Origin of the sequence: Streptomyces sp. SudanB5_2050 (genome assembly GCF_964272335.1) — a bacterium.
GTDB classification, from domain to species: domain Bacteria; phylum Actinomycetota; class Actinomycetes; order Streptomycetales; family Streptomycetaceae; genus Streptomyces; species Streptomyces rochei.
This window is the reverse complement of sequence record NZ_OZ186760.1, coordinates 4397797-4410295: the sequence shown is the minus strand read 5'-3', so window position 1 is coordinate 4410295 and position 12499 is coordinate 4397797. Positions and strand designations below refer to the sequence as shown.

At 65.2% G+C, this 12499-nt stretch carries 5 protein-coding genes, 3 rRNA genes and 1 pseudogene; 1 reads left to right on the top strand and 8 read right to left on the bottom strand.

What is annotated here, in order from left to right:
• Nucleotides 1-39: 39 nt before the first annotated feature.
• The 4 genes from ACFZP7_RS19640 to ACFZP7_RS19625 form a co-directional block, all read right to left on the bottom strand.
• Nucleotides 40-687, bottom strand: a complete 648-nt coding sequence (locus ACFZP7_RS19640) for an HAD family phosphatase (RefSeq protein ID WP_019328549.1) — start codon at nucleotides 685-687, stop codon at nucleotides 40-42.
• Nucleotides 688-750: 63 nt separating this feature from the next.
• Nucleotides 751-867 (bottom strand): 5S ribosomal RNA (gene rrf / locus ACFZP7_RS19635).
• 87 nt (nucleotides 868-954) lie between these two features.
• A 23S ribosomal RNA gene (locus ACFZP7_RS19630) occupies nucleotides 955-4078 on the bottom strand.
• 312 nt (nucleotides 4079-4390) lie between these two features.
• Nucleotides 4391-5916, bottom strand: a 16S ribosomal RNA gene (locus ACFZP7_RS19625).
• Together the 16S, 23S and 5S rRNA genes form the textbook arrangement of a ribosomal RNA operon.
• A gap of 832 nt (nucleotides 5917-6748) precedes the next feature.
• Between ACFZP7_RS19625 and trpS the strand changes: the two are divergent.
• Nucleotides 6749-7759 (top strand): annotated as a pseudogene (gene trpS / locus ACFZP7_RS19620) (tryptophan--tRNA ligase).
• 67 nt (nucleotides 7760-7826) lie between these two features.
• Here trpS and ACFZP7_RS19615 read toward each other — a convergent pair.
• The 4 genes from ACFZP7_RS19615 to ACFZP7_RS19600 all read right to left on the bottom strand — a co-directional run bounded on the left by ACFZP7_RS19615 (nucleotide 7827) and on the right by ACFZP7_RS19600 (nucleotide 12483).
• Complete coding sequence (locus ACFZP7_RS19615; protein ID WP_385635005.1) at nucleotides 7827-9620, bottom strand: LamG-like jellyroll fold domain-containing protein; 1794 nt, start codon at nucleotides 9618-9620, stop codon at nucleotides 7827-7829.
• 159 nt (nucleotides 9621-9779) lie between these two features.
• On the bottom strand, nucleotides 9780-10592 hold the full coding sequence (proC, locus tag ACFZP7_RS19610; protein WP_030979577.1) for a pyrroline-5-carboxylate reductase: 813 nt from the start codon (nucleotides 10590-10592) through the stop codon (nucleotides 9780-9782).
• A 122-nt stretch (nucleotides 10593-10714) separates the two neighbouring features.
• Nucleotides 10715-11527 carry an ABC transporter permease gene (locus ACFZP7_RS19605; RefSeq protein ID WP_385635003.1) on the bottom strand — a complete coding sequence of 271 codons (813 nt, stop codon included), beginning with the start codon at nucleotides 11525-11527 and terminating at the stop codon, nucleotides 10715-10717.
• Nucleotides 11524-12483 (bottom strand): ABC transporter ATP-binding protein, encoded by a 960-nt coding sequence (locus ACFZP7_RS19600; RefSeq protein ID WP_385635001.1) that lies wholly within the window; start codon nucleotides 12481-12483, stop codon nucleotides 11524-11526. Before ACFZP7_RS19600 ends, ACFZP7_RS19605 begins: the two co-directional genes overlap by 4 nt.
• Nucleotides 12484-12499: the final 16 nt, after the last annotated feature.

Sequence of the window (12499 nt, the reverse complement as noted above, 5' to 3'; positions counted from 1 at the left end):
CCAGTAGAAACAAGCGTCCGGAACCACCCGGGACAAATGTCAGTGCGACAGCAGGTCGGCCAGTTCTCCCATGTCCTGGAAGAGCCGGGTGGCTCCCGCCAGCTTCCCGGCGGGTGTCATCGCCGTGAACCCGTACACGTCCATCCCGGCCGCGACGGCCGCCCGCACTCCCAGTGGACTGTCCTCCACCACGACGCACCGCTCCGGAGCCACCCCCATCCGCTCCGCGGCGTGGAGGAACAGGTCCGGCGCCGGCTTCCCCCGCCCCACGTCCTCGGAGCTGAAGATCCGCCCGTCGTCGAACCACCGGTCGAGCCCGGTCCTGCGGTGCCCGACCCGGATCCGCTCATGGCTTCCCGAGGACGCCACACAGTACGGAATCCCGTCCAGGGCGAGCTTCTCGAGCAGGGCCGCCACCCCCGGCACGGCCTCCAGGTCCTCCTCGAAGGCGGCGAACACCCGCCGGTGGAACACGTCGTCGAAGTCGGCGGGCAGCCGGCGCCCGGTCCGCTCCCGCACGAGGTCATGCACCCGGTGCATCGCGGCACCCATGTAGTCCCGCAGGGAGTCCTCGTACGTCGTCGGGTGCCCCAGCTCGGTCAGGTAGCCGGCCAGCAGACGATTCGAGATCGGCTCACTGTCGACGAGCACACCGTCGTTGTCGAAGACCACCAAGTCATAACGCATACAAAGACCCTAAACGCAGAATGCCCCGCACCGTTCCCGGTGCGGGGCATTCTCGCAAAAATTGTTCGGCGGCGTCCTACTCTCCCACAGGGTCCCCCCTGCAGTACCATCGGCGCTGTAAGGCTTAGCTTCCGGGTTCGGAATGTAACCGGGCGTTTCCCCTACGCTATGACCACCGAAACACTATGAAACTGACAACCGCACCGTCCGTGACCATGGACGGGGTTGTTCGTGGTTTCAGAACCAACACAGTGGACGCGAGCAACTGAGGACAAGCCCTCGGCCTATTAGTACCAGTCAACTCCACCGGTTACCCGGCTTCCATATCTGGCCTATCAACCCAGTCGTCTACTGGGAGCCTTACCCTCTCTAGGAGGTGGGAGTCCTCATCTCGAAGCAGGCTTCCCGCTTAGATGCTTTCAGCGGTTATCCCTCCCGAACGTAGCCAACCAGCCATGCCCTTGGCAGAACAACTGGCACACCAGAGGTTCGTCCGTCCCGGTCCTCTCGTACTAGGGACAGCCCTTCTCAAGACTCCTACGCGCACAGCGGATAGGGACCGAACTGTCTCACGACGTTCTAAACCCAGCTCGCGTACCGCTTTAATGGGCGAACAGCCCAACCCTTGGGACCGACTCCAGCCCCAGGATGCGACGAGCCGACATCGAGGTGCCAAACCATCCCGTCGATATGGACTCTTGGGGAAGATCAGCCTGTTATCCCCGGGGTACCTTTTATCCGTTGAGCGACGGCGCTTCCACAAGCCACCGCCGGATCACTAGTCCCGACTTTCGTCCCTGCTCGACCCGTCGGTCTCACAGTCAAGCTCCCTTGTGCACTTACACTCAACACCTGATTGCCAACCAGGCTGAGGGAACCTTTGGGCGCCTCCGTTACCCTTTAGGAGGCAACCGCCCCAGTTAAACTACCCATCAGACACTGTCCCTGATCCGGATCACGGACCCAGGTTAGACATCCAGCACGACCAGACTGGTATTTCAACGACGACTCCACCCACACTGGCGTGCGAGCTTCAAAGTCTCCCAGCTATCCTACACAAGCCGAACCGAACACCAATATCAAACTGTAGTAAAGGTCCCGGGGTCTTTCCGTCCTGCTGCGCGAAACGAGCATCTTTACTCGTAGTGCAATTTCACCGGGCCTATGGTTGAGACAGTCGAGAAGTCGTTACGCCATTCGTGCAGGTCGGAACTTACCCGACAAGGAATTTCGCTACCTTAGGATGGTTATAGTTACCACCGCCGTTTACTGGCGCTTAAGTTCTCAGCTTCGCCCCACCGAAATGGAGCTAACCGGTCCCCTTAACGTTCCAGCACCGGGCAGGCGTCAGTCCGTATACATCGCCTTACGGCTTCGCACGGACCTGTGTTTTTAGTAAACAGTCGCTTCTCGCTGGTCTCTGCGGCCACCCCCAGCTCACGGAGTAAATCCGATCACCAAGAATGGCCCCCCTTCTCCCGAAGTTACGGGGGCATTTTGCCGAGTTCCTTAACCATAGTTCACCCGAACGCCTCGGTATTCTCTACCTGACCACCTGAGTCGGTTTAGGGTACGGGCCGCCATGAAACTCGCTAGAGGCTTTTCTCGACAGCATAGGATCATCCACTTCACCACAATCGGCTCGGCATCAGGTCTCAGACTATTGCCAGGCGGATTTACCTACCTGACGTCCTACACCCTTACCCCGGGACAACCACCGCCCGGGATGGACTACCTTCCTGCGTCACCCCATCACTCACCTACTAACCGCTTGGTTCAGCGGCTCCACCACTCCCACTGACGGCAAAGCCGGCAGCGGGCGGTTTCACGGCCTTAGCATCACGATGCTCGATGTTTGACGCTTCACAGCGGGTACCGGAATATCAACCGGTTATCCATCGACTACGCCTGTCGGCCTCGCCTTAGGTCCCGACTTACCCTGGGCAGATCAGCTTGACCCAGGAACCCTTAGTCAATCGGCGCAAACGTTTCTCACGTTTGTATCGCTACTCATGCCTGCATTCTCACTCGTGAACCGTCCACAACTCGCTTACGCGGCTGCTTCACCCGGCACACGACGCTCCCCTACCCATCACGATCCCCGTTGGGGGTATATATCGCAATGACACGACTTCGGCGGTACGCTTGAGCCCCGCTACATTGTCGGCGCGGAATCACTAGACCAGTGAGCTATTACGCACTCTTTCAAGGGTGGCTGCTTCTAAGCCAACCTCCTGGTTGTCTGTGCGACTCCACATCCTTTCCCACTTAGCGTACGCTTAGGGGCCTTAGTCGATGCTCTGGGCTGTTTCCCTCTCGACCATGGAGCTTATCCCCCACAGTCTCACTGCCGCGCTCTCACTTACCGGCATTCGGAGTTTGGCTAAGGTCAGTAACCCGGTAGGGCCCATCGCCTATCCAGTGCTCTACCTCCGGCAAGAAACACACGACGCTGCACCTAAATGCATTTCGGGGAGAACCAGCTATCACGGAGTTTGATTGGCCTTTCACCCCTAACCACAGGTCATCCCCCAGGTTTTCAACCCTGGTGGGTTCGGTCCTCCACGAAGTCTTACCTCCGCTTCAACCTGCCCATGGCTAGATCACTCCGCTTCGGGTCTTGAGCGTGCTACTGAATCGCCCTGTTCGGACTCGCTTTCGCTACGGCTACCCCACCCGGGTTAACCTCGCAACACACCGCAAACTCGCAGGCTCATTCTTCAAAAGGCACGCAGTCACGAGAGCAAGGCAAGCCTTGCTCCGACGCTCCCACGGCTTGTAGGCACACGGTTTCAGGTACTATTTCACTCCGCTCCCGCGGTACTTTTCACCATTCCCTCACGGTACTATCCGCTATCGGTCACCAGGGAATATTTAGGCTTAGCGGGTGGTCCCGCCAGATTCACACGGGATTTCTCGGGCCCCGTGCTACTTGGGTGTCTCTCAAGCAAGCCGCTGACGTTTCGACTACGGGGGTCTTACCCTCTACGCCGGACCTTTCGCATGTCCTTCGCCTACATCAACGGTTTCTGACTCGCCCCACGGCCGGCAGACCGTGGAAGAGAGATCCCACAACCCCGCACACGCAACCCCTGCCGGGTCTCACACGTATACGGTTTGGCCTCATCCAGTTTCGCTCGCCACTACTCCCGGAATCACGGTTGTTTTCTCTTCCTGCGGGTACTGAGATGTTTCACTTCCCCGCGTTCCCTCCACACTGCCTATGTGTTCAGCAGCGGGTGACAGCCCATGACGACTGCCGGGTTTCCCCATTCGGACACCCCCGGATCAAAGCCTGGTTGACGACTCCCCGGGGCCTATCGTGGCCTCCCACGTCCTTCATCGGTTCCTGGTGCCAAGGCATCCACCGTGCGCCCTTAAAAACTTGGCCACAGATGCTCGCGTCCACTGTGCAGTTCTCAAACAACGACCAACCACCCATCACCCCGGGACAACATCCCGAGTGCACTGGGGCCGGCACTGAAGGCGACCTCGCGGCCGTACCTTCAGACACCCAACAGCGTGCCCGGCCCAGTCCCGTCCGGTGATCATGCGTTCCACGCTCCGAAGAGCAGTACTAGCAGCCACCGACCCGTGGTCTGAACCGAGTAGTCAACGTTCCACCCATGAGCAACCAGTGCGAGACGTTCGCTCGCATGCTGGCCTCTGAACCAAGCAAGCTTGGCTTAGAAGTGCTCCTTAGAAAGGAGGTGATCCAGCCGCACCTTCCGGTACGGCTACCTTGTTACGACTTCGTCCCAATCGCCAGTCCCACCTTCGACAGCTCCCTCCCACAAGGGGTTGGGCCACCGGCTTCGGGTGTTACCGACTTTCGTGACGTGACGGGCGGTGTGTACAAGGCCCGGGAACGTATTCACCGCAGCAATGCTGATCTGCGATTACTAGCGACTCCGACTTCATGGGGTCGAGTTGCAGACCCCAATCCGAACTGAGACCGGCTTTTTGAGATTCGCTCCACCTCGCGGTATCGCAGCTCATTGTACCGGCCATTGTAGCACGTGTGCAGCCCAAGACATAAGGGGCATGATGACTTGACGTCGTCCCCACCTTCCTCCGAGTTGACCCCGGCGGTCTCCCGTGAGTCCCCAGCACCACAAGGGCCTGCTGGCAACACGGGACAAGGGTTGCGCTCGTTGCGGGACTTAACCCAACATCTCACGACACGAGCTGACGACAGCCATGCACCACCTGTACACCGACCACAAGGGGGACCCTGTCTCCAGGGTTTTCCGGTGTATGTCAAGCCTTGGTAAGGTTCTTCGCGTTGCGTCGAATTAAGCCACATGCTCCGCCGCTTGTGCGGGCCCCCGTCAATTCCTTTGAGTTTTAGCCTTGCGGCCGTACTCCCCAGGCGGGGCACTTAATGCGTTAGCTGCGGCACGGACAACGTGGAATGTTGCCCACACCTAGTGCCCACCGTTTACGGCGTGGACTACCAGGGTATCTAATCCTGTTCGCTCCCCACGCTTTCGCTCCTCAGCGTCAGTATCGGCCCAGAGATCCGCCTTCGCCACCGGTGTTCCTCCTGATATCTGCGCATTTCACCGCTACACCAGGAATTCCGATCTCCCCTACCGAACTCTAGCCTGCCCGTATCGACTGCAGACCCGGGGTTAAGCCCCGGGCTTTCACAACCGACGTGACAAGCCGCCTACGAGCTCTTTACGCCCAATAATTCCGGACAACGCTTGCGCCCTACGTATTACCGCGGCTGCTGGCACGTAGTTAGCCGGCGCTTCTTCTGCAGGTACCGTCACTTTCGCTTCTTCCCTGCTGAAAGAGGTTTACAACCCGAAGGCCGTCATCCCTCACGCGGCGTCGCTGCATCAGGCTTTCGCCCATTGTGCAATATTCCCCACTGCTGCCTCCCGTAGGAGTCTGGGCCGTGTCTCAGTCCCAGTGTGGCCGGTCGCCCTCTCAGGCCGGCTACCCGTCGTCGCCTTGGTGAGCCGTTACCTCACCAACTAGCTGATAGGCCGCGGGCTCATCCTGCACCGCCGGAGCTTTCGAACCTCGCAGATGCCTGCGAGGATCAGTATCCGGTATTAGACCCCGTTTCCAGGGCTTGTCCCAGAGTGCAGGGCAGATTGCCCACGTGTTACTCACCCGTTCGCCACTAATCCCCACCGAAGTGGTTCATCGTTCGACTTGCATGTGTTAAGCACGCCGCCAGCGTTCGTCCTGAGCCAGGATCAAACTCTCCGTGAATGTTTACCGGTAATCCGGTTGACACCACGAGAGCGGAACGCCGGGAGGAATAGTCCCGACGTTCACAGCGTCCTCGCTGTGTTTTTTCAAAGGAACCTCAACCCGATCGAACCGATCAGGTCGGGGTATCAACATATCTGGCGTTGACTTTTGGCACGCTGTTGAGTTCTCAAGGAACGGACGCTTCCTTTGTACTCACCCTCTCGGGCTTTCCTCCGGGCGCTTCCCTTCGGTCTTGCGTTTCTGACTCTATCAGATCTTTCCGATCCGATTTCCTCGGTGCTTTCCAGGTTCCCGCTTTCGCGTTTCCCTTTCCGGCGGTTCCGACTCTATCAGATCCTTTCGGGCTCTGATTCCCCGTCAGAGGGGGTTGTCTTCCCGGCTGTTGGGCCGTTCCGACGGAGTGAGACTTTAGCGGATTCCCGGCCTCCGAGCTAATCAGGGGCCGCGTCCTCTCGAACGTGGATTCCTCATTCCGTGAATACACAAACCGAACGACACGACGACGTCGACAACGCGACAGTCCGTCGAGTGGTGGTTGGTACTTGCGGAATCGCTGTCCGGGGACCGACCGGAGTCGGCGCTCACGTCGGACAACTCGGAGAACACTACGAGTGCGGGCGGGGTGTGTCAAATGCCGGGCGGGACGGTCGGCGGGGGCGTAAGGTCGGGGACGTGATGACGCGTACGTGTACTCAGCTCTGGTGGGCCGCCTGACGGCGGCCGTACACACGTATGCACTCGACGGCCGCCGCTACGGCGGCCGTTCTCGTATCTCCCTCCGGGAGGGGCGGCCGGCCGGTGGCGGTGGTCCTGACCAGGAGGTGGAGAGATGACTCGGGTCTTCAGTGGGGTCAAGCCGACCGGGCACCTGACGCTGGGGAACTATCTGGGCGCCATGCGGCAGTGGGTCGCGGTGGACCAGCACCGGTCGGACGCGTTGTTCTGCGTGGTCGACCTGCACGCGCTGACCGTGGACCACGATCCGGCGCGGGTGCGCAGGCTGAGCCGACAGGCGGCGTCGCTGCTGCTGGCGGCGGGGCTGGATCCCGGGCTGTGCACGGTGTTCGTGCAGAGTCATGTGGACGAGCACGCGCGGCTGTCGTACCTGCTGGAGTGCGTCGCCACCGACGGTGAGATGCGGCGGATGATCCAGTACAAGGAGAAGGCGGCGCGGGAGCGGGTGCGGGGCGGGAGCGTGCGGCTGTCACTGCTGACGTATCCCGTGCTGATGGCGGCGGACATCCTGGCGTACGGGGCGGACGAGGTACCGGTCGGCGACGACCAGGCGCAGCACGTGGAGCTGGCGCGGGATCTCGCGGTGCGGTTCAACCAGCGGTACGGACACACGTTCGTGGTGCCCCGGGCGACCCTGCCGGGGGTGGCGGCCCGAGTCATGAACCTTCAGGAACCGGCGTCGAAGATGGGGAAGAGCGACGACGTCGGGCCCGGGATCGTCTATCTGCTGGACGAGCCGGACGTGGTGCGGAAGAAGGTCATGCGGGCCGTGACCGACAGCGGCCGGGAGGTCGTGTACGACAGGGAGGCGCGGCCGGGGCTCGCGAACCTGCTGGAGATCCTCGCCGCCTGCGCGGGCGGGGAGCCTGCGGAGCTGGCGGGTGACTACGACTCGTACGGCGCGTTGAAGAAGGACACCGCGGAGGCCGTCGTGGAGGTGCTGCGTCCCTTGCGGGAGCGGCACAAGGAGCTGTGCGCCGATCCCGGGTACGTGTAGGGTGTGCTGCGGGAGGGGGCGCGGAAGGCCCGGGCGATGGCCAGGCCGACCGTGGACGCGGCCTACCGGGCCATCGGACTGTTGCCTCCGGTGAACGCGATGCGGTAGCGGGTGTCGGAGGGCGCCCCGCCCCCGATGTGGGGCGGGGCGCAGGCGAACCGGTCGGCCGTCTCGATCAGTCTGCGGTCATCTCGAGGACCTGCTGCGACGAGCCCGCTGCTCCGGCCCAGACCCGGATGTCGTTGATACGAGCGGGCAGGTGACGCGTGCGGGTGTCTCCGTCCGTCGTCGCGCCGACGGTGAACTCGCCCGGGCCGGGGGCGTTCGCGACGGTGAGCGCACCGCCGTTGCGGCGGTTGCCGACGTAGAGCTCGATCGTCCCGTCCTGTGCGTCGTAGACGCCGGTCAGCTCGACGGGTACGTCCGTGCGGGCGGCCTCGTCGGACACGACCGCGTCGTAGGTGCCGTCGGCGTTCATCCGGCCGAAGTGCCAGTAGCCGACCGGAACCAGTTTCTCCTCGAAGGTTTCCGGGTCGAAGACCGTCCGCATGGGGGCGGCTTCGTACCACAGCCCCCAGGTGGAACCGTCGGCCGTACGCCGGGCAAAGACCTGGCCGGCGCGGCCCACGTCCCAGGTCGAAACCGCTGCTCCGTCCAGCGTGACGTCGGTGTTCACCGTGAACGAGCCGGCGCCGTCCAGCAGCGGCCCGTCCGCTGTCGCCGCGCCGTTCACGCCGTCCAGTTCGAGGTTGTCGCCGTTCAGGGCCGCACCTCCGGAAAGCGCCAGTTCGTGTCCGTAACCGGAGGCTGTGTCGGTGAGCACGGGGCCGGACGCCCCGTCGGCCGACCAGTCCCCGACCGACTCGACCGCGTTGCGACCGTCGCCGAGCATGAGCCGGGCCTCGTCGGCGATCTCCTTGTCGATCAGGGCCCGCTGCCAGACCGCCACCTCGTCGATGGAACCGTCGAAGTAGTCGGTGTACTCCGCAGGTGACTCGTTGGACAGCGCTCGGCCGAACTGCAGCGGCCCGTCCGTCGCACCTGTGCCGGGCGCGGTGTCGACGGCCTGCAAACGGCCGTTGACGTACAGCCGGGCTACGTCGGCCGGTGCGTCGTACGTCGCGGCGAGATGGGTCCACGCCTTCGGCGTCGCCGGCTGCTCGGCTACCAGCGTGCGGTGATCGGTGGTGCCGGGCGCGGACGTCAGCAGCGTCCAGGCGTCCTCGGCCGCGTCGTAGGAGAGGCGGAAGCCGCCGTCCTGTGCCAGCACGGTCCGGTCGGTGCTGCCCAGTGTGTCCGGGCGTACCCAGGCCGACAGTGTGTAGGACGCGCGGGTGTTCACCACGGGGCCGCTCGTCGCCGCATGACCTGTGCTGCCGTCCAGGGACAGGCCTCGGTCCGTGGCCGGTGAGGGCAGCGGAACGCCCTCGGAGTCGTGGGTCCGCACTCCGCGCCGCCCTCGCTCGTCGCGAGTGGCACCGCCGGTCAGCGTCGCGTGGTGGCGCGTTTTCCCCTCCACGGTGCCGGTGTCGAGTGCGGCACCGTCCGCCTCGTCGAAGTGCCAGCGACCGATCGCTCCCTCACCGGACGCGACCATGAAGTCGAGGTAGGCGCTCTGCCCGGGCCAACCGGTCCCGTCCACTGCCCGCACCTTGAGACGGTAGAGCCCCGCCTCCTGCGGGATGCGGGTGACGGTCGCGGTCTCACCGGCGACCGATGACCAGGTGGGATCCGAGGAGAGAATGTACTGGTAGGCGACGATTTCGCTGTCGGCCTCGTTCGGGGCGAACGTGAACGTCGCCGCCACTCCTGGACCACCGGCTTTACGGCAGTCGTCGGCCAGGCACTCCGTGTACGGAGCGGCCAGTGTGATGCGCGGAGCCAGCGGCGCAGTGGATGCCGCATGTGCCGTCGTCGCCGGCAGCGTCAGCGCGGCGGCTGCCACGGCGAGCATGGTGGCCGTGGCCACCGCTCCCCCGCGCCGTCCTCGGTTGCGCCCGTTCCCCTCGGTTCGTCCCCACCCCAGCGACACGAATTGCCCCCACTTTCTTCACGATCTTGACATGAGCACGGATTCAATCTCCCCTGCTCGTACAGCGTCAAGGCATTTGGGAGGGCGGGCGGAGGATCAGTCCTTGGTGCCGGAGGCCAGTTCGCGGCTGCGGTCGCGGGCGGCCTCCAGGGCGGCGATGAGGGCGGCGCGGACGCCGTGGTTCTCCAGCTCGCGGATGGCGTTGATGGTGGTGCCGGCGGGGGACGTGACGTTCTCGCGGAGCTTGACCGGGTGCTCACCGCTGTCGCGGAGCATCTTCGCGGCGCCGATCGCGGACTGGACGATCAGGTCATGGGCCTTGTCGCGGGGCAGACCGAGGAGGATGCCGGCGTCGGTCATGGCCTCGACCAGGTAGAAGAAGTACGCCGGGCCGGAGCCGGAGAGGGCGGTGCAGGCGTCCTGCTGGGACTCGGGGACGCGCAGGGTCTTGCCGACGGCGCCGAAGATCTCCTCGGTGTGGGCGAGGTGCTCGGCGGTGGCGTGGGTGCCGGCGGAGATGACCGACATGGCCTCGTCGACCAGGGCCGGGGTGTTCGTCATGACGCGGACCACGGGGGTGCCGGGGGCGAGGCGTTCCTCGAAGAAGGCGGTGGGGATGCCCGCGGCGCCGCTGATGACCAGGCGGTCGGCGGGGACGTGCGGGGCGAGTTCGTCGAGGAGGGTGCCCATGTCCTGCGGCTTGACCGTGAGGATCAGGGTGTCGGCGGTCTTGGCCGCCTCGGCGTTGGTGACGGGGACGACTCCGTGGCGGGCGCGGAGTTCGTCGGCCCGTTCCGGGCGGCGGGCGGTGACCAGGAGGTCGGCGGGGGACCAGCCGGCTCCGATCATCCCGCTGAGCAGGGCTTCGCCGATCTTGCCGGTGCCGAGGACTGCGACTTTCTGGGTCATGGCTTTCGGTGCCCTCCGGTGCCCTGTCTGGGGTGCGTCGTCCGTCGTCGTCATCCTCGCATTCCGGGGGCGGACGGGGGTGCCGCGTCCGGTGGGCGGGACGCCGGTGGGGGCCGGGGGCGCTAGGCCGTGCGGCGCTTGAGGGTGGCGGCGCCCAGGGCCAGGACCAGGAGCGCGCAGCCGGCGACGATCAGGGCGTCGCGGACGAAGGCCGCGGTCATGTCGGTGTGGCGGAGGACCTCGTTCATGCCGTCGACCGCGTAGGACATGGGCAGGACGTCGGAGATCGCCTCCAGGGCCGGGTGCATGTCGTCGCGCGGGGTGAAGAGGCCGCAGAGGAGGAGCTGGGGGAAGATCACGGCCGGCATGAACTGCACCGCCTGGAACTCGGAGGCCGCGAAGGCCGAGACGAAGAGGCCGAGTGCCGTGCCGAGGAGGGCGTCGAGCAGCGCGACCAGGAGCAGGAGCCAGGGGCTGCCGGTCACGTCGAGGCCCAGGAACCAGACCGCCAGGCCGGTGGCGAGGGCCGACTGGACGATGGCGAGGGAGCCGAAGGCCAGGGCGTAGCCGGCGATCAGGTCGCCCTTGCCCAGGGGCATGGCGAGGAGGCGTTCCAGGGTGCCGGAGGTGCGCTCGCGCAGGGTCGCGATGGACGTGACCAGGAACATCGTGATCAGCGGGAAGATCCCGAGGAGGGAGGCGCCGATGGTGTCGAAGGTGCGCGGGCTGCCGTCGAAGACGTAGCGGAGGAGGAACAGCATCAGGCACGGGATGACGAGCAGCAGGGCGATGGTGCGGGGGTCGTGGGCGAGCTGGCGCAGGACCCGGGCGGCGGTGGCCGTGGTGCGGGAGGCGGTCAGGGGGCGGATGGTCGAGGGCCCGGGCTGGGCGGAGGTGGCGTGGGCGGAGGCGGGGTGGGGTGTCGGGGTGGTCATCGGGCGGTCTCCTTCGGGCGGGTGGTGCGGGCCGCCGCTGCCGCCTCGTCGACCAGGCGCAGGAACGCCTCCTCGACCGTCTCGGCGCCGGTGCGGGTGCGCAGGGCGTCGGGGGTGTCCTGGGCGAGGATCCGGCCCTCGCGCATGAGGAGGAGGCGGTGACAGCGCTCGGCCTCGTCCATGACGTGGGAGGAGACGAGGAGGGTGGTGCCGCGGTCGGCGGCGAGGGAGTGGAAGAGGGTCCACAGGTCGCGGCGGAGTACGGGGTCCAGGCCGACCGTCGGTTCGTCGAGGACCAGCAGCTCCGGGTCGCCGAGGAGGGCGACGGCGAGGGAGACGCGGCTGCGCTGGCCGCCGGAGAGGTGGCCGGCGAGGGCGTCGGTGTGGGCGGTGAGGTCGACGTCGGCGATGGCGCGGGTGACGTCCTCCCGGCGGCGGTCGGAGGCGGCTCGGCCCGGGGCGAGTATCGCGGCGAAGTAGTCGAGGTTCTGGCGGACGGTCAGGTCGTCGAAGACGGACGGGGCCTGGGTGACGTAGCCGATGCGGGTGCGGAGGGCGGGGTGGCCGGCCGGGCGGCCGAGGACCTGGAGGGTGCCGGTGACCTTGGCCTGGGTGCCGGCGACGGCGCGCATGAGGGTCGACTTGCCGCAGCCGGAGGGGCCGAGGAGGCCGGTGATCCGGCCGCGGGGGACGGTGAAGTCGAGGCCGCGCAGGACGGTGCGGGGGCCGCGGACGACGGTGAGGCCCTCGGCGCGGACCGCGGGTGGGGCGGGGGCGGGGGCGGCGGGGCCTGCGGGGGTGTCGCCTCGTTCTGCGGCCGTTGCGGCGGCTGCGGCGGCTGCGGGTGGTTCGGCGGCTGCGGGTGGTGCGGAAGCGGCGGATGCGCCTGGTGGTGCGGGCTCGTTGCCCGGTGCTCCGGCTTCGTCGGGGGGTGGGACGGAGGAGTAATTCACCATGTGATGAATACTCCTC